The organism is Nisaea denitrificans DSM 18348 (genome assembly GCF_000426505.1).
GTDB lineage: Bacteria > Pseudomonadota > Alphaproteobacteria > Thalassobaculales > Thalassobaculaceae > Nisaea > Nisaea denitrificans.
This window is the reverse complement of sequence record NZ_AUFM01000015.1, coordinates 60,239-86,011: the sequence shown is the minus strand read 5'-3', so window position 1 is coordinate 86,011 and position 25,773 is coordinate 60,239. Positions and strand designations below refer to the sequence as shown.

Annotated in this window: 26 protein-coding genes; 13 read left to right on the top strand and 13 right to left on the bottom strand. The window is 61.7% G+C overall.

Going from position 1 to position 25,773, the window contains the following annotated elements:
- Window positions 1-111 precede the first annotated feature (111 nt).
- From K328_RS0110830 to K328_RS0110815, 4 genes are read left to right on the top strand one after another with little or no spacing between them, the layout of a single operon-like run.
- Entirely contained in the window at window positions 112-1,008 is an 897-nt protein-coding gene (locus tag K328_RS0110830; RefSeq protein ID WP_028465994.1) for a branched-chain amino acid ABC transporter permease, read from the top strand.
- Window positions 1,005-2,063 carry a branched-chain amino acid ABC transporter permease gene (locus tag K328_RS0110825; RefSeq protein ID WP_028465993.1) on the top strand — a complete coding sequence of 353 codons (1,059 nt, stop codon included), beginning with the start codon at window positions 1,005-1,007 and terminating at the stop codon, window positions 2,061-2,063. Before K328_RS0110830 ends, K328_RS0110825 begins: the two co-directional genes overlap by 4 nt.
- Window positions 2,060-2,809 (top strand): ABC transporter ATP-binding protein, encoded by a 750-nt coding sequence (locus K328_RS0110820; protein WP_028465992.1) that lies wholly within the window; start codon window positions 2,060-2,062, stop codon window positions 2,807-2,809. The genes K328_RS0110825 and K328_RS0110820 overlap by 4 nt, the downstream gene beginning before the upstream one ends.
- A complete protein-coding gene (locus tag K328_RS0110815; RefSeq protein WP_028465991.1) occupies window positions 2,809-3,693 on the top strand; it encodes an ABC transporter ATP-binding protein in 885 nt (294 codons plus the stop codon). The genes K328_RS0110820 and K328_RS0110815 overlap by 1 nt, the downstream gene beginning before the upstream one ends.
- Before the next feature lie 6 nt (window positions 3,694-3,699).
- On the opposite strand, the gene K328_RS0110810 is transcribed toward K328_RS0110815, so the two are convergent.
- The 3 genes from K328_RS0110810 to K328_RS23535 are packed head-to-tail and all read right to left on the bottom strand — an operon-like array spanning window position 3,700 to window position 5,825.
- A complete protein-coding gene (locus K328_RS0110810) occupies window positions 3,700-4,170 on the bottom strand; it encodes a GFA family protein (protein WP_028465990.1) in 471 nt (156 codons plus the stop codon).
- A 28-nt stretch (window positions 4,171-4,198) separates the two neighbouring features.
- On the bottom strand, window positions 4,199-4,771 hold the full coding sequence (gene rsmD / locus K328_RS0110805; RefSeq protein ID WP_028465989.1) for a 16S rRNA (guanine(966)-N(2))-methyltransferase RsmD: 573 nt from the start codon (window positions 4,769-4,771) through the stop codon (window positions 4,199-4,201).
- Window positions 4,722-5,825, bottom strand: coding sequence for a pseudouridine synthase (locus K328_RS23535; RefSeq protein ID WP_084608287.1), 1,104 nt, complete (start codon window positions 5,823-5,825; stop codon window positions 4,722-4,724). The genes rsmD and K328_RS23535 overlap by 50 nt, the downstream gene beginning before the upstream one ends.
- Before the next feature lie 77 nt (window positions 5,826-5,902).
- Here K328_RS23535 and K328_RS0110795 point away from each other — a divergent pair, with 77 nt between their 5' ends.
- Together K328_RS0110795 and cobB are read left to right on the top strand one after the other, a co-directional pair.
- Window positions 5,903-6,358 carry a nucleoside deaminase gene (locus tag K328_RS0110795; RefSeq protein WP_245577488.1) on the top strand — a complete coding sequence of 152 codons (456 nt, stop codon included), beginning with the start codon at window positions 5,903-5,905 and terminating at the stop codon, window positions 6,356-6,358.
- A 9-nt stretch (window positions 6,359-6,367) separates the two neighbouring features.
- Window positions 6,368-7,093 carry a Sir2 family NAD+-dependent deacetylase gene (gene cobB / locus K328_RS0110790; RefSeq protein ID WP_028465987.1) on the top strand — a complete coding sequence of 242 codons (726 nt, stop codon included), beginning with the start codon at window positions 6,368-6,370 and terminating at the stop codon, window positions 7,091-7,093.
- 133 nt (window positions 7,094-7,226) lie between these two features.
- On the opposite strand, the gene K328_RS0110785 is transcribed toward cobB, so the two are convergent.
- Window positions 7,227-7,988: an SDR family NAD(P)-dependent oxidoreductase gene (locus tag K328_RS0110785; protein WP_028465986.1), complete on the bottom strand. Its 762-nt coding sequence runs from the start codon at window positions 7,986-7,988 to the stop codon at window positions 7,227-7,229.
- A 138-nt stretch (window positions 7,989-8,126) separates the two neighbouring features.
- On the opposite strand from K328_RS0110785, the gene K328_RS0110780 reads away from it, so the two are divergent.
- On the top strand, window positions 8,127-8,624 hold the full coding sequence (locus tag K328_RS0110780) for a DUF3429 domain-containing protein (protein ID WP_028465985.1): 498 nt from the start codon (window positions 8,127-8,129) through the stop codon (window positions 8,622-8,624).
- On the opposite strand, the gene K328_RS23530 is transcribed toward K328_RS0110780, so the two are convergent.
- Window positions 8,621-9,592, bottom strand: coding sequence for a DMT family transporter (locus tag K328_RS23530; protein WP_169721199.1), 972 nt, complete (start codon window positions 9,590-9,592; stop codon window positions 8,621-8,623). The two genes, K328_RS0110780 and K328_RS23530, sit on opposite strands and share 4 nt — an antisense overlap.
- A gap of 170 nt (window positions 9,593-9,762) precedes the next feature.
- Window positions 9,763-10,308 (bottom strand): GNAT family N-acetyltransferase, encoded by a 546-nt coding sequence (locus K328_RS0110770; protein WP_028465984.1) that lies wholly within the window; start codon window positions 10,306-10,308, stop codon window positions 9,763-9,765.
- Between the two features lie 191 nt (window positions 10,309-10,499).
- Here K328_RS0110770 and K328_RS0110765 point away from each other — a divergent pair, with 191 nt between their 5' ends.
- From K328_RS0110765 to K328_RS0110755, 3 genes are all read left to right on the top strand, one after another.
- Window positions 10,500-12,461, top strand: a complete 1,962-nt coding sequence (locus K328_RS0110765) for an acetoacetate--CoA ligase (protein ID WP_028465983.1) — start codon at window positions 10,500-10,502, stop codon at window positions 12,459-12,461.
- 107 nt (window positions 12,462-12,568) lie between these two features.
- The gene (locus K328_RS23525) at window positions 12,569-13,501 is read left to right on the top strand and encodes a diguanylate cyclase (protein WP_342665342.1); all 933 of its coding nucleotides are present in this window, start codon (window positions 12,569-12,571) and stop codon (window positions 13,499-13,501) included.
- Between the two features lie 118 nt (window positions 13,502-13,619).
- Window positions 13,620-13,895, top strand: a complete 276-nt coding sequence (locus K328_RS0110755) for a hypothetical protein (RefSeq protein WP_028465982.1) — start codon at window positions 13,620-13,622, stop codon at window positions 13,893-13,895.
- Window positions 13,896-13,931: 36 nt separating this feature from the next.
- Here K328_RS0110755 and K328_RS0110750 read toward each other — a convergent pair whose 3' ends face one another.
- Both K328_RS0110750 and purD read right to left on the bottom strand, forming a co-directional pair.
- Window positions 13,932-15,725, bottom strand: coding sequence for a bifunctional diguanylate cyclase/phosphodiesterase (locus tag K328_RS0110750; RefSeq protein ID WP_028465981.1), 1,794 nt, complete (start codon window positions 15,723-15,725; stop codon window positions 13,932-13,934).
- Window positions 15,726-15,867: 142 nt separating this feature from the next.
- Window positions 15,868-17,157 carry a phosphoribosylamine--glycine ligase gene (gene purD, locus K328_RS0110745; protein ID WP_028465980.1) on the bottom strand — a complete coding sequence of 430 codons (1,290 nt, stop codon included), beginning with the start codon at window positions 17,155-17,157 and terminating at the stop codon, window positions 15,868-15,870.
- A gap of 51 nt (window positions 17,158-17,208) precedes the next feature.
- On the opposite strand from purD, the gene xseA reads away from it, so the two are divergent.
- Complete coding sequence (gene xseA / locus K328_RS0110740) at window positions 17,209-18,810, top strand: exodeoxyribonuclease VII large subunit (protein WP_028465979.1); 1,602 nt, start codon at window positions 17,209-17,211, stop codon at window positions 18,808-18,810.
- Complete coding sequence (locus K328_RS0110735; protein WP_245577486.1) at window positions 18,807-19,625, top strand: M23 family metallopeptidase; 819 nt, start codon at window positions 18,807-18,809, stop codon at window positions 19,623-19,625. The genes xseA and K328_RS0110735 overlap by 4 nt, the downstream gene beginning before the upstream one ends.
- Window positions 19,626-19,636: 11 nt before the next feature.
- Here K328_RS0110735 and lpxK read toward each other — a convergent pair whose 3' ends face one another.
- From lpxK to K328_RS0110710, 5 genes are all read right to left on the bottom strand, one after another.
- Window positions 19,637-20,614 carry a tetraacyldisaccharide 4'-kinase gene (gene lpxK, locus K328_RS0110730; protein WP_028465977.1) on the bottom strand — a complete coding sequence of 326 codons (978 nt, stop codon included), beginning with the start codon at window positions 20,612-20,614 and terminating at the stop codon, window positions 19,637-19,639.
- Entirely contained in the window at window positions 20,611-21,912 is a 1,302-nt protein-coding gene (locus tag K328_RS23520) for a 3-deoxy-D-manno-octulosonic acid transferase (protein WP_051284790.1), read from the bottom strand. Before K328_RS23520 ends, lpxK begins: the two co-directional genes overlap by 4 nt.
- Complete coding sequence (locus tag K328_RS0110720) at window positions 21,909-22,622, bottom strand: lysophospholipid acyltransferase family protein (RefSeq protein ID WP_036553869.1); 714 nt, start codon at window positions 22,620-22,622, stop codon at window positions 21,909-21,911. The genes K328_RS23520 and K328_RS0110720 overlap by 4 nt, the downstream gene beginning before the upstream one ends.
- A 102-nt stretch (window positions 22,623-22,724) precedes the next feature.
- Window positions 22,725-23,771: a glycosyltransferase family 4 protein gene (locus K328_RS23515; protein ID WP_051284789.1), complete on the bottom strand. Its 1,047-nt coding sequence runs from the start codon at window positions 23,769-23,771 to the stop codon at window positions 22,725-22,727.
- A 13-nt stretch (window positions 23,772-23,784) separates the two neighbouring features.
- On the bottom strand, window positions 23,785-24,555 hold the full coding sequence (locus K328_RS0110710) for a UDP-2,3-diacylglucosamine diphosphatase (protein WP_028465975.1): 771 nt from the start codon (window positions 24,553-24,555) through the stop codon (window positions 23,785-23,787).
- 227 nt (window positions 24,556-24,782) lie between these two features.
- Between K328_RS0110710 and K328_RS23510 the strand changes: the two genes are divergently transcribed.
- The gene (locus K328_RS23510) at window positions 24,783-25,766 is read left to right on the top strand and encodes a diacylglycerol/lipid kinase family protein (RefSeq protein WP_051284788.1); all 984 of its coding nucleotides are present in this window, start codon (window positions 24,783-24,785) and stop codon (window positions 25,764-25,766) included.
- Window positions 25,767-25,773 lie beyond the last annotated feature (7 nt).

Sequence of the window (25,773 nt, the reverse complement as noted above, 5' to 3'; positions counted from 1 at the left end):
ACGGCGGAGGGGCATTGCTCTTCTGCCGTTCTCCTATCCTTTGAAAGCTATTGACTCGCCAGGCCACGTTTGAGGCCCCAGGGCGCGTTGCGGGAAGGATTGCGACCTTAAATGCTCGACAATATCTCGATTTTATTCCAGGCGCCGATCTTCGCCGTGGACCTTCTGGTTCAGGGGTTGTTGATCGGGGGGATATTTGTCCTCGCCGCCTATGGGCTGGCCCTGGTCTGGGGCGTCATGAACGTGAAAAACCTGGCGCAGGGCGACATGGTGATTCTCGGTGGGTATGTGGCCTATCAATGCACGCTCTGGGGAATACATCCGATTTTGGCCCTGCCAATCGCTTTCGTCGTTCTGTTCGTGCTCGGCTGGGGCGTTTACGCGGCGATCATCCGCCGTGTTGTCGACCGGGATATGTTCACGTCCCTGCTGGCCACATTCGGGCTCAGCCTGCTGATCCAGCAGGCGCTGAACCTGCGTTTCGGTCCGGAAGTGAAGATCGCGGAAGCCGGTTTCGGCACGTTTGATATCGGAGAGCTCAGCATTCCCGCGATCCGCTTTGTCGGGTTGGGGCTGGCGGCCATACTGGCGATCTGCATCGTGCTCTTCATGCGCAACTCGCGGATGGGGCAGGCGATCCGGGCAACGTCGCAGGACCCGCGTGCGGCGCGCGTTCTTGGGATCAACACGGATCAGGTCTATGCCTTCACCTATGCACTCAACGCTGCCATCTGCGGCGCAGCCGGGGTGCTGGTGGCGATGATCTGGAATATCCAGCCCTTCTACGGGCTCGTGCATTCGATCCGGGCCTTCATCATCGTGACAGCGGCCGGACTAGGAAATCTGCCGGGCGTGATTGTCGCTGGCTTCGGTCTCGGGGTCTGGGAGAATTACTCCGGCTTCATATTTGGGGCGGAGTTCGCAGTCGCGGCCGTGGTTGGCTTGCTCGTCGTCGTGCTCATGGTGCGGCTCTTCCAAATGTACCGGTTAAGGCAGGTCGTCCGATGAGCGCTCAGAAACTCGACCTCTCACTCTACGGCGTCCTCGTTGCCGCCGGAATTCTGGTGCCTTTGCTGGCACCGGCCTTCACCAGCCAGATGGCCATTCTCTGGCTCATGGTGCTCATGGCGGTGACCTGGGACATGACCGGCGGGCAGATGGGTTACAACTCGCTCGGCAACATCGCCTTCTTCGGGATCGGTATGTATGCCTCTGCGGTGGTGCAGATCGGTATTGTCTACGATGTTGCGGAGTACACTGCGGCCTTTGGCGCCATCAAGGTGGATTTCACGGTGGAGCAATACTGGACGGGGCTGCTTCTTGGCATAGGTTTCGGCGGTGTCGTGGCGACCGTTTTCGCCCTCATCATCGGTCCATTCATGCTTGGGCTGCGCGGTCCCTATTTTGCCATTGGCACGCTGGGCCTTGCGGTCGCGGTGGCCGAACTGGTCAGCGGTTGGTCCTATGTCGGCGGCGGTAGCGGCATTTCCATGCCAGTCTTCCCGGGCGAGGCGGCCAGCGGCTCACAGGTATTCTATGTGCTGCTGTTCGTGCTCGCCATCCTCGCACATGTCGTAATCCGCGCGATCTACAAGACCCGCTTCGGGCTTGCTATCAATGCGATCCGGGATGACGAGGACAAGGCCGAGGCGATGGGTATCCATACCACCCGCTACAAGGTCACGGCCTGGATGGTCCCGGCCTTCTTTATGGGCATGGCCGGCGCCGTTTTCGGCAATATGTCCGGATTCATCGAGCCTTTGGAGGTGGCCTTCCCGACCGCGACCTTCGGTATCTTCATGGTGGCAATGGCACTGCTCGGCGGTAAGGGAACGGTCTGGGGGCCGGTACTCGGTGCCATCCTGTTCCACATCGTCAAGGAGGTGACCTGGACCCATCTGCTCGGCTGGCAGTGGGTTGCTCTCGGCGCCATCATCATCATCAATATCGTCTATTTTCAACAGGGTATCCTTGGCTGGGCGCAGGATCGCTGGCCATCTCTGTTTGGCGTGACGGTGGATGAGAAAACGACCCGAACGGGTCAGGCGGAGGCAGCCAAATGAGCGGATCGCTAATCGAGGTGCGCGGTGTCTCCAAGAGTTTTGGCGGCGTCGTCGCGAACAAGGAAGTCAGCATTGATGTCGCCGAGGGCGGCATCACCGGGCTGATCGGGCCGAACGGGTCGGGCAAGACCACCCTGTTCAATTCGATTGTCGGCTATCACCCGATCGACGAAGGCTCGATCAAGTTCAAGGGGCAGGAAATCTCCAGGCTCCGGGTGCCGGACATTGCCCGGCTCGGCCTGCTCCGGACCTTCCAGCAGACCCGGATCTATTCGAAAATGGACTGCATGAAGAACATGCTGATCTCGGTCTCGCACCGGGATGAGGGCCTCGGCTCCATGTTCGGCTCCATGCATGACCGGGAGACAGAGGCCTTTGCCGAGGAACTTCTGGAATTCGTCGGGCTCTATCAGAAGCGGTTCCTGATCGCGGGCGAGTTGTCCTTCGGTCAGCAAAAGCTGCTGGAATTCGCCATGGCGCTGATGAACCGGCCGAAAGTTCTGTTGCTGGACGAGCCGACGGCGGGGATCAATCCGACCCTGATCAACGGCCTGATCGACCGGCTGAAGCGGGCGAACGAGCAGTTCGGCATCACCCTCTTCGTCATCGAGCACAATATGCGCGTGATCATGAACCTCGCAGACCGGATCTCATGTCTTGCCCATGGTGAGCTGCTCGCCACCGGGACACCGGATGAGGTCCAGAACGACCCGCGGGTCGTCGAAGCCTATCTGGGAGCACACTGATGAGCGACAAGGAAGAAACCGTGAGTGTGACGGTGAGTGAAACGCGCATCAGCGGCTATGGCCGCGGCGGTGTCGAAACAGTCATCTCCGTTGAGGATGTAGTCCGTCAGGTCGAAGCCATTGCCGACGGCCCGGACCAGGCCCGCATCGATGCGCTGGCCGGGCCCGATCCGTATCTTGCCATCGACAAGCTAAAGGCCGGATACGGCAAGATGGAGATCCTGCACGACTTCTCCCTCAAGGTCGGCAAAGGGCAGTCCTGCTGCCTGATCGGACCGAACGGGGCGGGCAAGTCGACCGTGCTGCACTCGATTTTCGGCTTCACCAACATCTTCTCCGGCTCCGTCAATGTCGGCGGTCAGGACGTCACCAATTTCTCCTCCAACGAGAAGCTGAAGAATGCGGGCATCGCCTACATCCTGCAGGACAAATCCGTATTCGGTGGCATGACCGTTGAGGAAAATCTCTGGATGGGCGGCTATCTGAAGGAGAAGACTTCGGAAGCCAAGGAAGCGGCGGAGCGTATCTTCGAAAAATACCCTCGCCTTGCCGCCCGCCGAAACCATCAGGCCAAGGTACTGTCCGGTGGCGAACGGCGCTTGCTGGAAATCAGCCGGGCGCTTGTCATGGAACCGGAAATCCTGCTGGTGGATGAGCCGTCAATTGGGCTTGAGCCGCGCTTCATCGACATGGTGTTTGAGATCCTGGATGACCTGCAGCGGGTCGAGGGCAAGACCATCCTGATGGTGGAGCAGAACGCCAAGAAGGGCCTGGAATTCGCCGATATCGGTTATGTGCTTGTTTCTGGTCAGACGGCGATGGCCGGTACTGGCGAGGAGTTGCTGGCTAACCCGGAAGTAGGGCGGCTGTTCCTCGGAGGGTAGCGGCTCTTATCGTTCGAGTTTCAACCGCTTGTGCCAGGCTTCGATGCTTTCCTCCGGGTAGGCATCGAAGCACTGGTCCTTCGCGCCTTTTTCGAGCGATACCCAGTCCGGTTTCGACTCAAGCATCAAATGCGTCAATTCCGGTGCTGCGGGGAGCGGTGTATCGATGGCGCCTGCCTGCGGATGCACCAGTTCGGGCCAGCGCGGGTCCCAGAGCCAGAGGGCAGAGCCGCAATTCTTGCAGAAGCTGCGCTCGGCCGGGCTTTCACCGCTTGCCATCTTGGCGTGGTATTTCGAGATGTTCTCCGCACCGTCTATTTTCAGACTGTCGAAGTCTCCGGACAGATTGATCGCATAGCCGCCGCTGCCCGCCGTCTTTCGGCAGATCGAGCAGTAGCAGCGATTGAACGGGGTGGGATGCTTGCTTTCCAGGCTGAAGCGGACGGCGCCGCAATGGCAGGACCCTTCTAGGTGCATGGCGCAACTCCCTTTGTTTGGCGTTCGATCAGTCCGCGTCGCCGGACATGCTTGGGCGCAGGAAGCTGATCTGGGCTTTGCCGTAGCGCCGGTTATCCAGCACTTCCAGCCATTCCGGGATTTCCAGCTGCTCTGACTTTTCGCATTCGACAACGATCAGCGTTTTCCCGCCGACCCAGCCGCATTTGTGCAGCTGGTCCAGCGCAGGGGCGGCGAGACCGCTATTGTAGGGCGGGTCCATCAGAATCAGATCCGCCGGGCGCGGCGCTGTGCGATGCAGGGAAAGGATGTCGCCCTCGATGACCGTGGCAGCGTCACCGGCTTTCAGGCGCGTGATATTCTCGCGCAGGGCCCAGACGGCTTCTCGGTCATTCTCGATGAAAACCACTTCCGTGGCCCCGCGCGACAGGGCTTCGAGGCCGAGCGCGCCGGTGCCGGCAAAAACATCCACCACCAGCGAGTCCGTCAGGACATCACCCATCCTGCCTCCCTCAAGGACGCCGAAGAGGGATTCCCGGGTCCGGTCGGCAGTGGGTCTCGTGTTCCAGTTCTCAGGGGCGGCGAGTTTGGTTCCGCGATTTCTGCCCGCGACGATCCGCATTCTTGTCTCCTCGAGCGGGGCTAGCTTTGGGCGCGTCCCGCTTCACATTCGGCTTGCCGGCCGTGCCCCGCGTCGAGGGCTTCCGGTCGTCGCTGGCCTTCCCAGAGCCTGCGAATTTGCCAGGATCGCCTGATTTTCCGGCGGCCCCGATCTTGACGGCACCGCCCGGTCTTGCGGCGCCTCTGGGTTTGCCAGCGCCCGTGGGCTTTGTCGTTCCATCTTTCCCGGCACCGCCTTTCGGTGCGGGACGACGGTCGCCTTTGAACGGCGCCTTCTGTTTGGCCTTCGCAGTGCCGACCTTATCTTCTTTGATGCCAAGCTGTTCTTTCAGCGTGGCCTGCCGCACCTCCACAACCTCGCCCTCCGGCAAATCGCCGAGCTGGAAGGGGCCGTAGGAGACCCGGATCAGACGGTTCACCTTCAGGCCGACATGTTCCATCAGCTTGCGGATTTCCCGGTTCTTGCCCTCCCGGATGCTGAGGGTGAGCCAGGTGTTCGACTTGCCCTCGATATCCCGCTCGACAATGACCGAACCGTATTTGATCCCGTCGACCGTTGGGCCGGATTTCAGCAGGGCAATCGATTTCTCGGTAATGGAGCCGTAAACCCGGACCCGGTATTTCCGCAGCCAAGCAGTCGATGGCAGTTCCAGCAACCGGGACAGCGCGCCGTCATTGGTGAGCAGGAGCAGACCCTCGGTATCGAAATCGAGGCGGCCGACCGTGACCACGCGCGGCAGATCCGCTGGCAGCCGGTCGAATACGGTTTCGCGGCCTTCCGGGTCCTTGTTCGTCGTCACCACGCCACGCGGTTTGTGAAAGCGCCACAGCCGCGTCGGTTCGATAACCGGCAGGGCCTTGCCGTCGACCCGGATTTTCGACTCTGCGGTGACGGTGATGGCAGGACTTGTCAGGACTTCCCCGTCCAGCTCGACCCGGCCGTCGGCAATCCACTGTTCCGCCTCGCGGCGTGAGCAGAGCCCGGCGCGGGCAAGCCGCTTGGCGATCCGTTCCGGGCCGCGGTCTTCGGTGAAAATTTCGCTGAAATCACTCATGAAGCAGGTCTTACGCGCGGATGCGTCCGGATGCAAACGGCTTGGATGCAATACCGCTTCCCGCTAGGTATGGAGCTATGAGTACTGAACATCAGACAATTATGGCACGGGCACTGGCCGAAGCGGAAGCGGCCGCAGCGCGGGGCGAGGTTCCGGTGGGTGCGGTGGTCACCGGCCCGGACGGCGCAGTGCTGTCTGCCGCCGGTAACCGGGTGGAGGAGTTGAGCGATCCGAGCGCCCATGCCGAGATCCTGGCGATCCGTGCCGCGGCAGCGAAAATCGGTGCGCCGCGTCTGATCGACTGCGATCTGCATGTGACGCTGGAGCCCTGCCCGATGTGCGCAACGGCCATCAGCTTCGCCCGTATTCGCCGCCTGGTCTTCGGCGCCTACGATCCGAAAGGCGGCGGGGTCGAGCACGGACCCCGGATCTACGGTCAGCCAACCTGCCATCACATGCCGGAGGTGATCGGCGGGGTCGAGGAAAGCCGGGCCGGTGATCTGCTTCGCAAATTTTTCCAGGACCGCCGCTAGGAGCCACCCATGCAGCTCAATCTTTCCCCCAATGCTTCCATCGTCATCCTGACCGGCGCTGGTATCTCCAAGGAATCCGGTCTCGACACGTTCCGGGACGAGGACGGCATCTGGTCGAAGGTCAATCTGGAGGATGTGGCGACACCGGAGGGCTACCTTAAAAATCCGGTGATGGTGCATGAGTTCTATAACGCCCGCCGCCGTTCCCTGACCGACAGCGATGTGGTGCCGAACGCGGCCCATGCGGCGCTGGCCCGGCTGGAGCGGGACTGGCAGGGGGATGTGCTGCTGGTGACGCAGAATATCGACGACCTGCATGAGCGGGCGGGCTCTTCGAAGCTGCTGCACATGCATGGCGAGATGCTGAAAGCGCGCTGTGAGCGCACCGGCGAGATCTTCGACTGGCGTGAGGACCTGACGCTGGAAAGCCGGAACCCGACCACGAACGAGGCCGGAACACTGCGCCCACATGTCGTCTGGTTCGGCGAGATGCCCCTTTATATGGACGAGATCTACGAAGCGCTCTCCGACGCCGATCTCTTCATCTCCATCGGCACCTCTGGCAACGTTTATCCGGCAGCGGGTTTCGTCCAGGAAGCCCGCATGCACGGCGCCCACACGATCGAGCTCAATCTCGAGCCGTCAGAGGGCGCCACGCTCTTCGCCGAGAAACGCTACGGTCCAGCCAGCGAGATCGTGCCGGCCTATGTGGAGGAGTTGCTGGGCGGGGTTTGAAGCTCGCCCGCCTCCTTCCTTCCTCCATCGTCATTCCTGCGGAAGCAGGGACCCAGGGAAGACAGACGGTGTTCTTCGATCTCCTGGGTTCCCGCCTGCGCGGGAATGACGGGTTTTGTGGATAGAGTGAGATTTACCGCGGCTGCATCCGGATGGCGCCGTCAAGCCTCACGGTCTCGCCGTTCAGCATGATATTGTCGATCATCGCCATGGCCAGTTTCGCGTATTCCTCCGGCGTGCCGAAGCGGGACGGGTAGGGCACGGTGGCGGCGAGGCTGTTCTGAACGTCTTCGGGCATGCCGAGCAGCATCGGGGTACCGAACAGGCCCGGCGCGATGGTGTTGAAGCGAATGCCCGCCTTGGCGAATTCGCGGGCGCCGACGATGGTCAGCGCATGCACGCCGCCCTTTGATGCGGCATAGGCGCTCTGGCCGATCTGGCCTTCGAAGGCGGCGACGGAGGCGGTGGAGATGACGATGCCGCGCTCTCCGTCCTCCAGCGGGTCCGTGCCCTGCATGTCGGCGGCGGCGAGGCGCATCATGTTGAAGGTGCCGATCAGATTGACCTCGATCACCTTGCGGAAATTGTCGAGCGGCATCGGGCCGTTGCGGCCGACGATGCGCTCTGCCGGTGCGATACCGGCGCAGTTCACCAGGATGCGGGCCGGGCCGTGGGCGTCGCGGGCTTTGGCAATGGCGGCTTCGGCGGAAGCCGCATCGGAAACGTCGCACGGTACGGCGATGCCGCCGATTTCGGCCGCGACTTTCCTGGCGCCCTCTTCATTGACGTCGAACATTGCGACCTTCGCGCCCGCTGCCGCCAGTGCGCGCGCGGTGCCTGCACCCAATCCACTGCCGCCGCCTGTGACGATCGCGGCTTGCCCCTGAACCTGCATGTTCCTGTTTCCTCCGGTGCTTTCGGGTCCGGCCTTTGCCGGCCGGATGCTTGAACGGTATAACGGGGCGCAGTGAAACCGAAAGCCGCCCGCGCGTCCAGCGCGGCAAAGGCCAGTGCGATAAAGGGATCAACCGCGATGCTGCCTTCATTCCAGGACGTGCCCCGTCCGGCCCTGATCCTCGGCCTTGGCGGCCTTGTCCCGTTCTACGCGATTTCCCTGCCGGTCTGGCTGACGGACCCGCTTTACAGCTATGTGCTGATCGACAGCCTGATCACCTATGGAGCGGCGATCCTCTCCTTCCTCGGCGCGGTGCACTGGGGCGCGGCCATGTGGCAGGGCGAGCTGGAAGAAGCACGGGAAGAGGACGATGAGGAGATGGACCGGGCGGCCTGGGCTCGCTACGGCTGGAGCGTGGTACCGGCCCTGATCGCCTGGATCGGGACCCTGCTGGGGCCGTTCTTTGGTCTGGTGCTGATCACACTCGGCATTGCGTTCGCCTATTTCATCGACGTCCGTGCCTGTAACGCCGGTTTTTTGCCGGAATGGTACGCGAAACTGCGGAAATGGCTGACTATTTTCACGCTGATCGCGCTTGCCAACGCCGGGATCGGCGGAGCGGTCGTACCCTATTAGGTACTTTTTTCCGTTGCGGGCTGTTCCTCTACCAGCACCACCGGATGGTGATCGGTCTTGTTGCGCATGGGCGTCTTGCCGAGCTTGGCTTCACGGCGGGCGATGTAGAGCGTTGAGGTGACGATCAGGGCAGCGCCGGCGAGGGTGTGAATACCGGGCACGTCGGCGAACAGCCAGTAGCCGATGAAGCCGGCGAAGATCAGCCGGGAATAGTCGAACGGTACGACCGCTGTCGCTTCTCCGACCTTGAAGCCCTTGACTGCGCAGGCCTGTCCGGCAGAGCCGAGGGTGCCGACCGCGAGCAGCATGGCCATTTCAGTCCAGGTCGGTTGCTGCCAGACCAGGATGGCCGGGATGGTCATGATCGAGGTTGAGATGATGCCGAAGCTGAACAGGATGGTGAGCGGAGATTCCGTTTCGGCCAGCTTTTTCACCACGACCACGACCAGGGCGACGAAGAACGTGCCGAGCAGGGCGACACCGGAAGCAAAACCGATCTCGGAGGAGCCGGGCTGAACCATGATGAGAACGCCGACGAAACCGACTGCGGTGGCGGACCAGCGCCGCCAGCGGACTTGCTCGTTCAGGAACAGCACGGCGAGCACGATCATGAAAAGCGGTTTGGCGAAGCTGATTGCCGTCGCGTCTGCCAGTGGCATGTGGGTTACGGAATAGAAGCCGCAGGCCATCGCGCTGGCACCGAGGCAGCCTCGCAGAAAATGGGCAAGAGGGCGTTTGGTCCTGAATACAGCAGGCCCGGCCTTGACCATGAAGGGCAGGATCACGGCAAGCCCGAAAGCACAGCGGAAGAAGGCGATCTGGAAGGTGTCGAGCCGGGCACCGAGCAGCTTCACCTCTGCCTGCATGATCGAGAAAAGCACGCAGGAAACGATAATCCAGAGCGCGCCCTGGGTGTTGGGAGACAGGGCGGCCCAGCGGGAAGACAGCGATGATTCGGCGAGCGCCATTGAGACTCTGCAGGCGCTCGGCAGCGCCATGTCCATAATCTGCGGAAGACCGCCAGAATACGCTTCGCCGCACTCTCTACCAGCGCTGATTGCGCATTGCTGCCTTGTCGATCACGGAAACGCGCGGGTGCCGGGCTTCCGGATGCGCATGGCCGGAAGGGATCTTTACGTCAGCCTGTTTCGGTTCCCGCTGGCCATATGACAAGGATATTGCTGGACTTCCAGATCGGCCCGGGATCCTGAAATTCGGCATGTTCGGTGCCTCCGAGGCATTTGTAGAACCGCCGTGCCGTCATGTTCTCGCGGACCACGGCCAGGCCGATCCCGTTGAAGCCGAGCTCTCCCATCTGTTGAAACGCCTGCTGCAGCAGGCGTCGTCCAAGGCCCCGGCCGCGCTGGCTGCCATCGACATAGAGATGCTTGATCTCTCCTCTGTCGCCAAAGATCCAGGTCGTTGGCGGTCCGTAGCCGACCAGGCCGACAATCTTTCCATCCGCGAGTGCGATCAGCGTGTTCTTCCGGAGGTCGGTCGAGGAGAGAGTTTCGATCCAGCCGGGTAGGCGGCGGTCCTCGTTCAGCACGCGCAGGGCTTCTTCGGGAGCCATGTCCCTGTATGTCTCACGCCAGATCTTCACGTGAAAATGCGCGATTTCTGAGGCTTCTCCGGCATTGGCGGCCCTGATTTCAATGTCGTCCGGTACCTGTGTTGCCGTCATGGCATGGGTCCATGAAAAGTGTGTGACACCGAAGCTAGCCCGGCCCGGAGAGGGGATCACCAGCGCCGATTGCGCATTGCAGCATTGCCGCTGACACGAGCCACCGTTATAGGATGAAGCAACAGATAAGACGCCAACCGGGGAATGGCGCGAAGAACAGGGACGCTGGCAAGCAGGGGACGCCGAGAGACATGACGACAGAAATCACACCGCTCTGGAAACCGAGTGCCGAGCGGATCGCAAACGCGAACATCACCCGTTTTATTGATTTCGTGAATCGCGAGCGCGGTGCCGGCCTGACGGATTATGACAGTCTCTACGACTGGTCGGTGACTGAGCTCGAAAGTTTCTGGGACGCAGTCTGGGATTTCACCGGCATCGTCGGCGACAAGGGCAGCGATCGGATTCTGGCCGACGGCGACAAGATGCCGGGTGCGGCCTTCTTCCCCGACGCGAAGATAAACTTCGCCGAGAACCTGCTGCGCCAGCGCGACGATGCGGATGCAATGGTGTTCTGGGGCGAGGACAAGGTGAAGCGGCGTCTCAGCTTTTCCGAGCTTTATGACGAGGTCTCCAAATTCGCCCAAGCCCTGAAAGCAGAGGGCGTCGGCCCCGGAGACCGGGTCGCGGCTTTCATGCCGAACATGCCGGAGACCATCATCGCCACGCTGGCGACGGCAAGCCTCGGCGCCGTCTGGTCCTCCTGCTCCCCCGATTTCGGCATTCGCGGCGTGCTGGACCGGTTCGGTCAGATCGAGCCGACGGTCTTTATCGCCGTCGAGGGCTATTACTACGGTGGCAAGGCGTTCGACACGCTGGACAAGATAACCGGCATTCTGGCCGAGCTGCCGACCGTGAAGAAGACAGTGATCGTGCCTTACACCCGCGACGAGCCGCCAATCGGCGATATCAAGGGCGCGGTCAGCTATGCCGATTTCACTGGTGCCTATCAGGCGGGCGATATCGACTTCACCCGCATGGGCTTCAACGAGCCGCTCTACATCATGTTTTCCTCCGGCACCACGGGTGTGCCGAAGTGTATCGTGCATGGCATCGGCGGCACGCTGATCCAGCATCTGAAAGAGCATCAGCTGCACAGCGACGTGAAGAAGGACGACCGTGTCTTCTACTTCACCACCTGCGGTTGGATGATGTGGAACTGGCTGATCAGCGGTCTCGCGTCCGAGGCGACGCTGCTGCTCTATGACGGCAATCCGTTCCATCCGGACGGCAACATCCTGTTCGACTATGCCGACGCGGAGAAGATGACGCTGTTCGGCACCTCGGCGAAATATATCGACGCGTTGAACAAGGGCGGGCTGCAGCCGAAGGACACCCACGATCTCTCGACTGTCCGGGCGATGACCTCGACCGGCTCGCCGCTGGTGCCGGAAGGCTTCGACTATGTCTACCGGTCGATCAAGTCGGACATCCAGCTCTCCTCAATTTCAGGCGGCACGGACATCGTGTCCTGCTTCGTGCTTGGCAATCCGGTCGGCGCTGTCTGGCGCGGCGAGATCCAGACCCGCGGCCTCGGCCTCGCGGTCAATGTGTTCAACGATGACGGCAATCCGGTCGTCGGCGAAAAGGGTGAGCTGGTCTGTACCCGTCCGTTCCCCTGCATGCCGATCATGTTCTGGAACGATCCGGACGGCGCGAAGTACCGGAGTGCCTACTTCGAGAGCTACGCCAATATCTGGTGCCACGGCGACTATGTGGAACTGACCCCGCGCGGGGGCATGGTGATTTACGGACGCTCCGACGCGGTGCTGAACCCCGGTGGCGTGCGGATCGGCACGGCGGAGATCTACCGCCAGGTCGAGAAACTGCCGGAGGTGCTGGAGGGTCTCGTCATCGGACAGGACTGGGATGACGATGTCCGCGTGGTGTTGTTCATCCGTCTGGCCGAAGGCGTGAGTTTGGATGATGCGCTGACGAAGAAGATCAAGGACACGGTCCGCAAGGGAGCGTCTCCGCGTCATGTTCCGGCCAAGATCATCGCCGTCGCCGACATCCCCCGGACCAAGAGCGGCAAGATCGTCGAGCTGGCCGTGCGCAACGTCGTGCATGGCCGCCCGGTGAAGAATGTTGAGGCGCTGGCCAACCCGGAAGCGCTGAAGCTTTATGAGAACCGCCCGGAGCTGACTGACTGACCTGCCCGGCAGGCGGATATCTCTCATTGAGCTTGGTTGCGCGTGGCAGAGCCGATAGGCTCTGACCGGGATGTGGGATCGGCAAGGTTTAACGAAGGAAAAATACGATCTCGGCTCAGGATAACTCCGCGCAACAGCAGGCACCGGACTCAGCGCTGTCCCGTCCGCAGCTTGAGGAGATCGTGCGCGAACTCGAAGCGGCGATGGAAGAGACGCGGCAATGGCTCGCGCTCTTTCACCGGGCGCTGGTTTGCCGCTTGCGCCCCGATCCGGAAGTGGTGACGGAAGATGCGCACCGGATGAGCCGCTTCGGCCGCTGGTACTCCACCAACCGGGATGATGACATCTTCTCCCAGCCAGCCTTCGCCATGCTCGTCGGCATGCATCAGGGGCTTTACGCGCATGCGGCTATCCTCGCTGTGCGGGGCTGGAAGGATGACGGAATCCCGGCCGAGGAATACGACGCACTGCTGCACAAGATCGACAGTTTCAACGAGCAGGCCGGCCGTATGGCCCGGGCCTTTCGGGCAGCGCTTTCCGACCTGGATCCGCTGACCGGCATGAACACCCGCATGACCATGGAGCGGGAGCTGATGCGTGAGCAGCAGCGGATGCGGCGCAGCGGCCGCCCCTGTTCAATCGCGATCGCCGACATCGACCGGTTCAAATCGGTCAACGATACCTATGGGCATCAGGCTGGAGACCGGGTACTCGCCCGCGTGACACGGATCATCGAGGACACGCTCAGGCCGTACGATTCGATTTATCGGTTCGGAGGCGAGGAGTTCCTGATCTGTCTGCCGGATTCCGGCCCGGAGGATGCCCGCCGGGTCCTCGACCGGGTCCGCAAGACCATCTCCGAAACACCGATCCCGATTGATAAAGGCGATCCGCTCTGCGTGACCGTTTCGTTCGGTGTGGCGCAACTCGTGCCGAGACGGAGCCTGAAGGATATCATGGAGCGCGCTGACCGGGCGCTTTATGAGGCCAAGAACAACGGCCGGGATCAGGTTGTGGTCTGGACTGCGGAGCTGGTCTGATGCCGGCAGCATGTATTCCCGGGTGAACGGGAATGGGATTGCCGCATCTTATATGCCGGGTATGATGCCCTGCCTTTATCTTTAATGGGTTATTTCATTCGCTTAAGGGGACGCCACCGTGACAATTGACAAGGGCAGAGCAGCCGAACTGGATCATATGGTCCGCAAGATGGGCGGCATTATCTCGGTGTTTGAAATCCGTTCCGACCCGGTGGGAAACCCGCGCTTCAGTGCCTTTCGCGTCATGATGGATATCTTCCATTCAATGTGCGAACGCTCCCTCAAGGAACAGAAAGACTTCGTCGACGAGATGGTCGATCTGACCGAAGAGGAGACCGAGGAGCTGAAGGTCGCGTTCGAGAAAGTCTATGGCAAGCCGCCGAGCAGCCTCTGACGGAAAGTCTGAGTCGGTTTTTTCGATCAAGCCGGTCTACTGAATTTGGTGGAAGGCGAAGCCGCCTTCTTCCTTCGCCCGTTTCTTCAGGTCGGCAAAGGCCGTCAGAACGGTTTCCAGATCCGACTGATGCTCGCCGGGATCGACCACCAGCATGGCGGCGCTGCATGTCAGGAGCGGGTAGGAGCGGAGATGGCCGTCCCGGCCACGCGCTTCGATGGAGCCGCGCTCACGGGCTTCCTTGTCGTAGAAGCTTTCCACATCCATGGCGAACTGCTTGCGGGCCTCATAGGCCAGTTGGCTGATTTCGGTCGGCTGCAGGCCGCAGGCACCGACGAAAAAATCATCGCCTCCGATATGCCCGAGAAAGAATTCCTGGCCGGTGAAGACCTGCCGCAAAGTCTCCGCGAAGAGCAGCAGGGCACGGTCGCCTTGGCGGAAGCCGTAGGTGTCGTTGAACGGCTTGAAATTATCGAAGTCGAAATGCAGCAGTGCCCGGGTTTGGTCGTCCTCGGTCAGCGCGTCGGCGATGAAATCCGAGATGGCTGTGTTTCCGGGCAGCTTTGTCAGCGGGTTCATTTCGCGGGCTGTGATCAGGTTCTTCTCGTTCAGCACCCGCAGCAGCGATGAGTTGTCGAGGAAGCCCGCATATTGTGCGTTCTCGACGATGATCACGCCGTTCAGGGCGTCATTGTGGCTGTAGATCTGCAGGATGCGTTCCGCCTGGGTATGGATATCCGCAACCGGGCAGGGGCGGACGAAATCGCCGAGCCTCTTGCCGAAGCTGCGATTAACGATCAGGTCCTTGCCGTAGGGCGAGAAGGCATAGGCCTTGAGATCCGCATCCCGCACGATGCCAAGTGGCCGCTGATTGGCATCGAGGACGGGAAACAGGCGGGTACTTTCATTTGTGCGGAAGGCATCGAAAACGTCCTGCATCGGTGTTTCGATGTTGAGGGTCGGCACATCGACGATCTGTTCGCGCAGAAGATGCTGGTCCGATGTCCGGGAGCGTCTGTCGCGCCGCCGGGCCGAGATCAGGCTTTCGTAGCTCCGGCTGAGGCTCTCGTGATCCAGCGTCGGGCGGGCAACGAGATAGCCCTGGACCATATCGAATCCGAGTTCCCGGCAGCTGGAGAGATCCTCGTCCGTTTCCACTCCCTCGGCGATGGTCTGGATGCCGAGCACCTCGAACATGTCGATCAGACTGGAAACGAACAGTTTCTTCTTCGGGTCGCGGGCGACATTGTTGATGAAGTAGCGGTCGAATTTCACATACTCGGCATGTTCTTCATGCAGCAGGCGGAGCCGGGCATAGCCTTCGCCGAAATCGTCCAACGCAATCTGGATGCCGCTGTCGCGGGCTTTGCGCAGGGCTTTGGTGGCTGCGCTGTCCTGCGAGATGTCCGACTTCTCGGAAACTTCAAGGCAGAGCTGTGTGCTGGAGAGACCGAGATCGGTCATGGTGTTCAGTGTCTTCGGAACGTTACGCCCGAGCTCGGGTAGGCTGCGGGCATCTACATTGAAAAACAGATGCAGCCCTTCGGCGCAGGAAAGGTTGGCGAAATCGCTCAGGGCCTTGGTCAGCAATCGTGACTCAAGTTGTTCCACAACACCATTTTCGGCAGCCCGATCGAACAGCTGGGCAATGCTTTCAAAACCAAGCGTGTCCGTGCCGCGCAGCAATGCTTCGAACCCGTGAGTGAGGCCGGTGTCGAGATGGACGATTGGCTGGAACGCGTGGCTCACCCCATTAAGGACATCTTCCAACGGGGGGAATGTTTCAACAGTCTCCACGTCGGCGGCAGGCGCTGCAACTGCTGAGTTCATATCAAACACAAAAACTCGTCCTAGAAACTTAAGGCGCGGATGTTACTGCGCTTTCTATTTCATTCCGAGCGTTTTTAAATCCTTTTGTGTGTGAATGTTAAATGAATGAAGTCTAAGAATTCATTTTGTTTTATAGAAAATTTTACTTAGTTGAATTGGCAGACTCTCGTGCGACGGCACGCCAACCGATATCATTTCGGTGAAAACCATTGGACCATTTGATGGCTTTTACCGTCTCGTAGGCCCGGGTCTGGGCGGCGGTAACGCTCTCGCCCAGCGCGGTCACGACAAGAACCCGTCCACCCGTCGCAAGCAACACGCCCTTGTCCGTGCGCGCGGTGCCGGCATGGAAGGTGGTCACGGTGTCGCTGTCCGGCGCGAGTTCGGCGATCAGCGTGCCCTTCTCGTAGGAATTGGGGTAGCCCTTCGAGGCGAGCACGACGCACAGCGCGCTCTCCGGGCGCCAGCGCAGGGTAATCTGGTCGAGCTGGCCGTCCGCGGAGGCGATCAGCGCTGGCAGGATGTCGCTCATCAACCGCATCATCAGCGCTTCGCATTCGGGATCGCCGAAGCGGACATTGTGTTCGATCAGCTTGGGGCCGTCCTTGGTGATCATCAGACCGGCGAACAGCACGCCCTTGAACGGCATGCCCTCGGCCGCCATGCCGTCGACTGTCGGCTGAACGATCTCTTTCATCACCCGCTGGACCATGGCGTGGTCCATCACCGGGGCCGGTGAGTAGGCGCCCATGCCGCCCGTGTTCGGGCCGGTATCGCCATCGCCGACAGCTTTGTGGTCCTGGGCGGTGGCCAGCGGCAGCGCGGTCTTGCCGTCGCAGAGCGCGAAGAAGCTGGCTTCCTCGCCGATCAGGCACTCCTCGATCACGACCTCTTCGCCGGCGGCACCGAAAGCACCGCCAGACAGGGCGTCTTCAAGCGCGGAGATCGCGTCGTTGACGGTCTGGGCGACGGTCACGCCCTTGCCGGCGGCAAGCCCGTCCGCCTTGACGACAATGGGGGCGCCCATTTTCGTGACGTAGCCCTTCGCGGCTTCCAGATCGGTGAAGCGGGCATAGGCGGCCGTCGGGATATTGTGCCGGTCGCAGATGCCTTTGGTGAAAGCCTTGGAGCCTTCGAGCTGGGCCGCGGCGGCGCTCGGCCCGAAGGCCTTGATCCCGGCTTCGTCCAGCTTGTCGACCAGACCGGCCACCAGTGGCGCTTCCGGGCCCACCACGACGAAGTCGATGGCGTTTTCCTTGGCGAAGGCAACAACCCCGTCGACATCCTCGGCCTTTACCGCGATGCATTCGGCGACATTGGCGATCCCGGCATTACCCGGCGCGCAATAAAGGTGATCGCAAAGGGGAGAGGCCGAAATGGCCCAGCACAAGGCATGTTCCCGCGCACCCGATCCGACGACCAATATCTTCATTTTTCTGTTCCCATGCTTTCACTCGGCGGCCTTGTAGCATAAATTCTCCTCATGCAAGACGACAGCGCGCCGCCGCTCGGCAATATTCCCGAATTCTCCGTCAGCGAGATCTCCCATCAGGTCAAACGGACCGTCGAGGGGGCGTTCGAACATGTCCGTGTCCGGGGGGAGGTTTCCCGGCCGACACGGGCGGGATCGGGCCACCTTTATCTCACCCTGAAGGACGAGAAGTCGGTGCTCGACGCGATCTGCTGGCGCGGCGCGGCGCAGCGGCTTTCGATCCAGCCGGAAGAAGGCATGGAGGTGATCTGCACCGGCAAGCTCACCACCTTCCCCGGTCGTTCGAAGTACCAGATGGTGATCGAGCAGATGGAGCTGGCGGGCGAAGGTGCGCTGCTGAAGCTGCTGGAAGACCGGCGCAAGAAGCTGGCCGCCGAAGGCCTGTTCGATGCCGCCCGCAAGCGCCCGCTGCCGTTTCTGCCGAAGGTTATCGGTGTGGTTACCTCGCCGACCGGCGCGGTAATCCGGGATATCCTGCACAGGCTGTCCGACCGGTTCCCGAGCCATGTGCTGGTCTGGCCGGTGCTGGTGCAGGGTGAGACGGCAAAGGATCAGGTCGCGGCCGCAATCGAGGGCTTCAACCGGATGGCGCCGGACGGTGCCGTGCCGCGCCCGGACTTGCTGATCGTCGCCCGTGGCGGCGGCAGCCTCGAGGATCTCTGGGCCTTCAACGAGGAAATTGTGGTCCGCGCCGCCGCTGCGAGCGAGATCCCGCTGATCTCCGCCGTCGGGCATGAGACAGACACCACTCTGATCGATTTCGCCTCCGACCGCCGGGCGCCAACCCCGACGGCAGCTGCCGAGATGGCAGTACCGGTACGGGCCGATTTGCTGGCGACGCTGATGCAGGACGAGGCGCGGCTGTTCAACGGGCTGCGCCGTAAATTCGCCGAATCGGAAACCCGACTTACCGGCCTTGCGCGCGGGCTCGGCGATCCACGCTCGATCATCGAGACGAAGGCGCAGACCGTCGATTATCGTTGGCAGGCCGCGGGTGCGGCGGCGGAACGCAGGCTTTCCCGGGCGAATGACCGGATGCGCGATCTGGCCTCGAAAATCCCGGACCCGCAGGCCGAACTCAACCGTATGGAAAGCCGCTTCAAGGTAGCGGAACAGCGCTGGGCATCCTCGATTCGCAGGGTTGGAGAGGTCGCGGTCAGCAAGCTCGGTGCGGTCGCCGGACGCTTGCGGCTTGAGCCCATCGCCGAGCGGACGGCGCGTGCTGATCGTGATCTTGGCCGGCTCGGAAGCCAGTTTGAACAGGCCTTTGCGCGGGTTGTTGACCTGCAGGGAAAACGGCTGGATGCGGCGGGCCGCCTGCTGGAAAGCAATTCCTACGAGCAGACCCTGAAGCGCGGGTTCGCGTTGGTCCGGGATGCAGATGGCGCGCCGGTCACGCGCGCCGAGGCGCTATCGGAAGGTGATGGGGTTTCCATCCATTTCGGCGACGGCGCGCGCGATGCGGTGATCGGGGGAGTATCTGCTTCGGTTACGGGCAGTGGGAATAAGGTGGCGGAAAGTCCGGTCGAGCCGAAACCCGCGCCCAAGCCGAAACCGAAGAAACCCGACCCGGCTCAGGGGAGTCTGCTGTGATCCGCCTTCTGCTTGTTGCCGTCCTCACTCTGCTGGCCCGTCCGGCAGATGCCGTGACGCTGGAGATGAATGGCGCCTTCACCCAGGGCGGGATCATCATGGGTCGCACCGACCCGGACGTTAAACTGACCCTCGACGGCCGTCCCGTGCGGGTCAGCGCGAACGGGGTATTCGTGCTCGGCTTCGGCCGTGATGCGGAGCCGGATGCCGTGCTGGTCGCCAAGGGGGCTGACGGGACGGAGGAGCGGAAAGCTCTGAAGATCGCCAAGCGGTCCTACAACATCCAGCGGATTGACGGGTTGCCACAGAAATATGTCGAGCCGAAGCCGGAAGTGCTTGCCCGTATCCGTCGGGAGAATGCGAAGATCGGCAAGGTTCGGAAAATCGACACCGACCGTCCCTATTTCGCCGAAGGTTTCATTTGGCCCGCGAAAGGCCGGATTTCCGGAGTCTATGGCAGCCAGCGGGTCCTGAACGGCGTTCCGAAACGGCCGCATTTTGGCGTCGATGTCGCCGGGCCTGTTGGCTCTCCGGTGATCGCGCCTGCGGGAGGGATCGTCCGGCTGGCGGAGAAGGATCTCTATTATACCGGCGGCACGGTGATCATCGATCACGGGCACGGGCTCAGCTCGGCCTTCCTGCATATGCAGACGGTGACGGCGAAAGTCGGCGGGGAAGTGAAGCGTGGTGCGCAAATCGGCACTATCGGAGCGACCGGCCGGGCGACCGGGCCGCATCTGGACTGGCGGATCAACTGGTTCGATGTTCGTGTCGACGCGGCTGTCCTGGTGCCGCCACTGCCCCCGAAAAACTAGGCGCCGAAGAACTAGCCGCCGGGTGCGGCGATCCTGTCCAGCAAGGTCTCGATGCCGGTCGGGTTTTCCCAAACAAGCTCCACATCGACCCGACGGATCAAAAGCCGCAGCTCTTCCGGCAACCGGACATGATCCTTGGATGTGGTCAGCAGCAGGGCGTCTTCCTGCTCGGCTCTGGCGATCAGGTCGATCAGATCTTCTCCCCGATAAGGTTCGTGATCGCCGAAGGACCGGGTTTCGATCAGCTCGACACCGAGCGTCCGCAACGTGTCGAAAAACTTCTCCGGACGTCCGATCCCGGCAATAGCGATGGCCTTTTCACCCCGCAAGCCCGCGCTCGCGCGGGTTGGGGTCAGATGACCGCGAAAAACCGGGAGCGTTTCACTGAGCGCGTCTTCCAGACCGCCGGGATCGTCTCCCAGCAGCATGACGGCATCGGCCCGGGCCAGCCCATGCGATACCGGTTCACGCAACGGCCCGGACGGAATGACATGACCGTTTCCAAAGCCGTAGCCGCCATCCACCACCAGCACGGACATGGTCTTGGCGAGGGCCGGGTTCTGGAAGCCGTCATCGAGCAGGATGATGTCGGCGCCGGCATCCGCTGCCACCCGGGCGCCTGCCGCCCGGTCGCGGGCGATCCAGGTCGGCGCCGCTTCGGCCAGCAGTAACGGCTCGTCGCCGACATCGCTGGCACTGTGCCTGTCCGGCAGAACCTGCAACGGCCCGGTCTCTTTCCCGCCATAGCCCCGGCTGAGAAAGGCGACTTTCAGGCCACGCCGGACCAAGGCCCGACCGAGCGCCAGCGCAACAGGCGTTTTCCCTGCTCCGCCTGCAATGAGGTTGCCCACGCAGAGCACGGGAACGGAGGCATGGTATGGGCTTGTCGTCGCGGCACGAAGACATGCTCCGGCCCGGTAGAGCCAGGAGGCAGGTGTCAGAAGCGCCGGAAGCAGGCCCGCGCGCTGCCAGAATGCAGGCGCTTTCACGATGACAGCCCGCCGCGGCCTGCACCGGGGACACCATGCCGGTTGACAATGTCCATGACGCGTTTGGCCATGTCTTCCGCGATCCTTGACTGGCCGCGGGCAAAGGCCAGTGCCGCGCCGGTCATGGCGCTGCGCTTCGTGCTGTCGTCCGTCAGCGCGACTATCCGGTCGCCGAGTACAATGCCGTCCGCAACCTCTTCCGCAACCCCTGCTGCTATCATGTCGGCGGCAATATCGGCATTCTTTGCCATCAGCGGGCCGAACAGGACCGGTTTTCCGAAATGGGCGGGTTCCAACGGGTTGTGTCCGCCCACGGGCACGAATGATCCGGCAACGAAGACCGTATCGGCGAGCGAGAACAGGGTACCCATCTCGCCCATCGTGTCCGCGACATAAATCTCGGTTGCCGCATCGGGCAGAGCGCCCGTCGACCGCCGGGCCGCGGTGAGGCCTATATCCGCCGCCATACGCTTGATTGCGGGGCCCCGGTTCGGGTGGCGCGGTGCGATCACAGTCAAGAGGTCGGGAATCCTGTCCGCGGCATGGCGGTGAGCTGTCAGTATTGCAGCCTCCTCGCCGTCATGGGTACTGGCGGCAAGGAAGACCGGCCGGGTCCCGGTGGCGTGTTTCAGTTCCACCAGTTTTACCTCATCGACCGCAAGCGGGCCGGCCGCACGCTTCAGGTTCCCGATACAGGCGACCGGAGCGTGGGTCAGGCTTTCGAATCCCTTCTTCTGGGCTTCGTTGCTGGCCAGGATCAGGGCGAAATCCTCAAACAGGCGCCCGGTCAGAAAACCCAGACGCCGCCAACGCGCGAAGGAGCTCTCCGACATGCGGGCGTTGGCGAGGATCAGGGGGATATCGCGCGCCCGGGTCTCAAGGACAAGATTTGGCCAGAGATCGGACTCAACGAATATGGCGGCGGATGGGGCCCAGTGATCGAGAAAGCGCGCAATCCAGCGCGGCTGATCGACCGGTACGAACTGGTGAATTGCCCGTTCCGGCAGGCGCCCGGCCATCAGGTCGGCGGAGGTCCGTGTGCCGCTGGTCAGCAGCACCTGCAGCTCCGGGTCGCGGGTCAGCAAGCAGTCTATCAGGGCCAGTGCCGTCTGGCATTCGCCAACACTGGCACCGTGTACCCAGAAGACCCGGCCAGCCGGGCGCGGGCGCGTGGTCTCGCCCCGGCGCTCGCCGATACGCTCGGGGTCTTCCTTGCCGCGCGCGAGGCGTTTTTCCAGCAGCCGGTCAAGTAGTGGGCTGGCGAGGCGCATGGCGACACTATAGAGGCGGAAGATCATGAGGCTTCCGGCGCCGGATCGGCGGGCGCGATCGGGTCTGTTCCGAGGGCGGCGTCCGCTTGGGCGCAGAGCTGGTTCAGACGCTCTTCAAGTTCGAGACGCAGGGCTTCCATCTGCGCTTCGTTCGCATCCCGGGGCACATGGATGGGCTCACCCCAGATATAGACACCGCGGCTGAAAGGCAGGGCGAGGATGAACCTGTCCCAGCTCCGCAGTACCCGGCGGCGGGAGACGTTCCAGGTTACTGGGTAGATCGGCGCGCCACTCATCCGGGCAAGTGCGATGACTCCGCCGGAGGCCCTCATGCGCGGCCCGCGCGGCCCGTCGGGTGTGACACCGACACTGGTGCCGCTTTTCAATGCCCGCAGCATGCTGCGCAAGGCCTGGGCTCCACCCTTTCCCTTGCCGGCCGAGCCAACGATGTCCTCGATGCCGAGATGCTCGATGGTCCGGGCGATCAGGCGGCCGTCCGGGTGTTTCGACTGCAGCATGGCGAACGGCCGGTCGCTGTTCCAGATCTCCGTCATCAGCATGATGCGATTATGCCAGAAGGCGCCGATCATCGGCTGCTCACTCCGGAAGACGGTGTCCGCGATGTCTGGATTGATGATCTGCCAACGGATGGTGCGCGCGAGGCCCCGAAGCAAGGTGGCCAACAGGCGGCTTGCGACCTCGCGGCCGGTATCCGTGCGCAACAGACGTTTCAGCATGCTTTCCGTTCGAGCTTTGGGGCCGAATCGGCCGCTTTTCACGATAACGGGAATGCATACTAGGGCACCGTTGCCGGGCCAAGTTCTTATTAGCGTAAAGCGTCAGGCGACTTTGACGGATCGTGCTCCGAAACGGCCGAAAGCGGCGTCGGAATCGAAGGGGGCCAGATTGCTGAAGAACTGCTCCGCGCAGGCCCGCCAGCTGTAGCCGAGGGCATAATTCCGGCAGTCTTCCGGAGACAGTGCAAGTGCCGCCTTGGCCGCCGCGCCAAGGTCCTCCGACAGCACGCCAACCTTCTCCGACGCGATGACATCCAGCGGGCCGGGAACCGGGAAAGCTGCAACCGGCACGCCCGACGCGAGGGCTTCCAGCATCACGAGGCCGAATGTATCGGTCCGGCTTGGGAAGACGAAGACATCGGCCGCCGCGTAATGCCGGGCCAGCTCCTCACCCTTCTTGGCGCCAACGAAGATGGTGTCCGGAAAGCGCTTTTTCAGCATGTTCATGTCAGGGCCGTCGCCGACGACCACCTTGCTGCCGGGCAGGTCCAGCTCAAGGAAGGCCGGAAGATTCTTTTCCACTGCTACCCGGCCGACGAACATGAAAACCGGCTTCGGTGCGTCGATGGCGTCCTTGGCCTGGGGACGGAACAACTCCGTGTCGACGCCCCGGCTCCAGTCCTTGATGTTGTCAAAGCCGCGTGCCTCAAGATCGGCGCGGATGGATTTGGTGGCGACCATGACGCCGGCGGATCTGCCGTGAAAATGGCGCATGACCTTGTAAGTCCAGGACACGGGCACGCCGAGGCGCGGCTCGACATATTCCGGGAACCTCGTGTGGTAGGCGGTGGTGAACGGCAGCTTGTTGCGAACGCAATAGCGCCGCGCCGTCATGCCCAGCGGCCCCTCGGTAGCGATATGGATGGCATCCGGGCGGGCCGCCTCGATCATTGCCGGGACCCGGAAGAAGGGCCAGCAGGCAAGCCGGATTTCAGGGTAGGTCGGACACGGGATCGTCGTGAACTGGTCCGGCGTGATGGTGTCGACCTCGTGGCCCATTGCCTTGAGCTCGCCGATCACCGTGTTCAGGGTTCGGACAACGCCGTTTACCTGAGGGAACCAGGCGTCGGAAACGAGAAGGATTTTCATGGGGCTTACCGCCTCAGGCGAAGGTGAGTTGTCTCACCTCGGCCCAGTTGAGGATTTCCATACGGCCGTCCGCATGCTCGACAAGCGCCGTGCAGCTTTCCACCCAGTCACCGTCGTTGCAGTAGGTGACGTCACCGATCTGCTTCATCTCGGCCTTGTGGATGTGGCCGCAGATAATGCCGTCGACGCCCCGTTTCGAAGCCTCGTCGGCCAGTGCGTGTTCGAAATTGCCGATGAACTCGACCGCGCGCTTCGCCTTGTTCTTCAGGTAGGCGGAGAGCGACCAGTAGGGATAGCCGAGGAAGCGGCGGATCTGGTTGAAATGGGTATTGAGCGTGAGGGCGAGGTTGTAGGCACCGTCACCGACCAGCGCGAGCCACTTGTTGTACTTCACCACCACGTCGTACTGGTCGCCGTGCAGGATCAGGAAGCGGCGGCCGTCCCGGGTGACATGGATATGCTCGTCCCGGACCTCGATCTGCCCGAAATTCTCGCCGAGGAATCCGCGGAACATTTCGTCGTGGTTGCCCGGAAGGAACATAACCTTGGTGCCTTTGCGCGCCTTGCGCAGCAGCTTCTGCAGCACGTCGTTATGGCTCTGCTTCCAGGACCAGGAGCGCTTCATGCGCCAGATATCGATGATATCGCCGACCAGATAGAGATAATCGGATTCCGTATGTTTCAGAAAATCGAGAAGGTATTCGGCCTGGCACCCCTTGGTCCCAAGATGAATGTCGGAAATCCAGATTGCCCGGTAACGGTCAATACCCTTCTGGCTGTTCATTTACCGTCATCCCGTCTCTGAAAACTTACCGGATCTTGAATGAAAACCGCTTTTGGCCAATGTGTGTTGTGCGCTCTATTATGAATCACCCCATATTTTGTAAAATGAACTTTGTATGACTTCATGAATTCGTAACAAAAAAACGATTTATATTTATCAAGAGCAGCGGTCGCTTAATAAAACTGTCATCTTTTTTGCTGCGAAAAATCCGCGAGCGGGAGTTTCACTTGGATCAAATCACCGGCGATTCGGTCCGGGTGAAGGGAAGCGATCCGCTGGTGTCCGATGCCGGAGATGGCCGGAACCATGTGGTTGTGATCTACAATCCAAAGGCGGGACAACGGCGCTATCCGCTTTTCTCATCCGTCATCGAGCGACTGAAGGCGCATGGCGTCGATGTCACGATTCTGGAGACCGGAGCGCGGGGCGATGCCGAAGCCTTTGCCCGCCACGCCCGGCAGCACAGTTTGATGAAAGCGGAAAATGCACCGGACGCGGTGGTGGCCGCTGGCGGGGACGGAACCATCAACGAGGTGGTGAACGGGATGAGCGGTGGCGATTTGCCGCTGGCCATCCTGCCGCTCGGCACGGCGAACGTGCTGGCCGCCGAGATTGGCCTGAAAGTGAAGGCCGAGGCGATCGCCGATACGATCTGGCGCGGTCCGGTCATCGATGCTCATACAGGCGATGTGAACGGCCACCGATTTACCTTGATGGCCGGGGTCGGTCTCGATGCGGATGTGGTGGCCAATGTGAACACACGGGTGAAAGCCCGGCTCGGCAAAGGCGCCTACGTGCTGACCACCTTGTCAGAGCTGGCATCCTACAAGCCGCATTATTACCGGGTGGCGATCAATGGCCACACCTACAAGGCGGCCTCGGTCGTGGTCGCGAAAGCCCATTATTATGGTGGAACATTCATCTGCGCGCCCGACGCCAGGCTGGATGCGGACATCCTGCATGTCTGCCTGTTCGAACGGGCAGGGCGGTGGAACGCGGTGCGCTATGCGGCGAACATGATGATGGGCCGGCTTCCATCGACGGCCGGCTACCGGATCGTCCAGACCCGGTCGGTGTCAATCTGGGCCGAGGAGGGAGCCTATAGTGGCGACCCTGTGCAGGCGGACGGGGATATCGTGACCAATCTCCCCGCCAGTATTTCCCTGCCGTCGCAACCGCTCAAGCTGGTGGTGCCCAGAGGAGGTTGTTAGGCGAGTC

Excerpts from the sequence above, each read along its gene's own strand:
- K328_RS0110830 (WP_028465994.1), top strand. The coding sequence starts at position 112 with ATGCTCGACAATATCTCGATTTTATTCCAGGCGCCGATCTTCGCCGTG.
- K328_RS0110825 (WP_028465993.1), top strand. The coding sequence starts at position 1,005 with ATGAGCGCTCAGAAACTCGACCTCTCACTCTACGGCGTCCTCGTTGCC.
- K328_RS0110820 (WP_028465992.1), top strand. The coding sequence starts at position 2,060 with ATGAGCGGATCGCTAATCGAGGTGCGCGGTGTCTCCAAGAGTTTTGGC.
- K328_RS0110815 (WP_028465991.1), top strand. The coding sequence starts at position 2,809 with ATGAGCGACAAGGAAGAAACCGTGAGTGTGACGGTGAGTGAAACGCGC.
- K328_RS0110810 (WP_028465990.1), bottom strand. The coding sequence starts at position 4,170 with ATGCACCTAGAAGGGTCCTGCCATTGCGGCGCCGTCCGCTTCAGCCTG.
- rsmD (WP_028465989.1), bottom strand. The coding sequence starts at position 4,771 with ATGCGGATCGTCGCGGGCAGAAATCGCGGAACCAAACTCGCCGCCCCT.
- K328_RS23535 (WP_084608287.1), bottom strand. The coding sequence starts at position 5,825 with ATGAGTGATTTCAGCGAAATTTTCACCGAAGACCGCGGCCCGGAACGG.
- K328_RS0110795 (WP_245577488.1), top strand. The coding sequence starts at position 5,903 with ATGAGTACTGAACATCAGACAATTATGGCACGGGCACTGGCCGAAGCG.
- cobB (WP_028465987.1), top strand. The coding sequence starts at position 6,368 with ATGCAGCTCAATCTTTCCCCCAATGCTTCCATCGTCATCCTGACCGGC.
- K328_RS0110785 (WP_028465986.1), bottom strand. The coding sequence starts at position 7,988 with ATGCAGGTTCAGGGGCAAGCCGCGATCGTCACAGGCGGCGGCAGTGGA.
- K328_RS0110780 (WP_028465985.1), top strand. The coding sequence starts at position 8,127 with ATGCTGCCTTCATTCCAGGACGTGCCCCGTCCGGCCCTGATCCTCGGC.
- K328_RS23530 (WP_169721199.1), bottom strand. The coding sequence starts at position 9,592 with ATGGCGCTCGCCGAATCATCGCTGTCTTCCCGCTGGGCCGCCCTGTCT.
- K328_RS0110770 (WP_028465984.1), bottom strand. The coding sequence starts at position 10,308 with ATGACGGCAACACAGGTACCGGACGACATTGAAATCAGGGCCGCCAAT.
- K328_RS0110765 (WP_028465983.1), top strand. The coding sequence starts at position 10,500 with ATGACGACAGAAATCACACCGCTCTGGAAACCGAGTGCCGAGCGGATC.
- K328_RS0110750 (WP_028465981.1), bottom strand. The coding sequence starts at position 15,725 with ATGAACTCAGCAGTTGCAGCGCCTGCCGCCGACGTGGAGACTGTTGAA.
- purD (WP_028465980.1), bottom strand. The coding sequence starts at position 17,157 with ATGAAGATATTGGTCGTCGGATCGGGTGCGCGGGAACATGCCTTGTGC.
- xseA (WP_028465979.1), top strand. The coding sequence starts at position 17,209 with ATGCAAGACGACAGCGCGCCGCCGCTCGGCAATATTCCCGAATTCTCC.
- K328_RS23520 (WP_051284790.1), bottom strand. The coding sequence starts at position 21,912 with ATGATCTTCCGCCTCTATAGTGTCGCCATGCGCCTCGCCAGCCCACTA.
- K328_RS0110720 (WP_036553869.1), bottom strand. The coding sequence starts at position 22,622 with ATGCTGAAACGTCTGTTGCGCACGGATACCGGCCGCGAGGTCGCAAGC.
- K328_RS23515 (WP_051284789.1), bottom strand. The coding sequence starts at position 23,771 with ATGAAAATCCTTCTCGTTTCCGACGCCTGGTTCCCTCAGGTAAACGGC.
- K328_RS0110710 (WP_028465975.1), bottom strand. The coding sequence starts at position 24,555 with ATGAACAGCCAGAAGGGTATTGACCGTTACCGGGCAATCTGGATTTCC.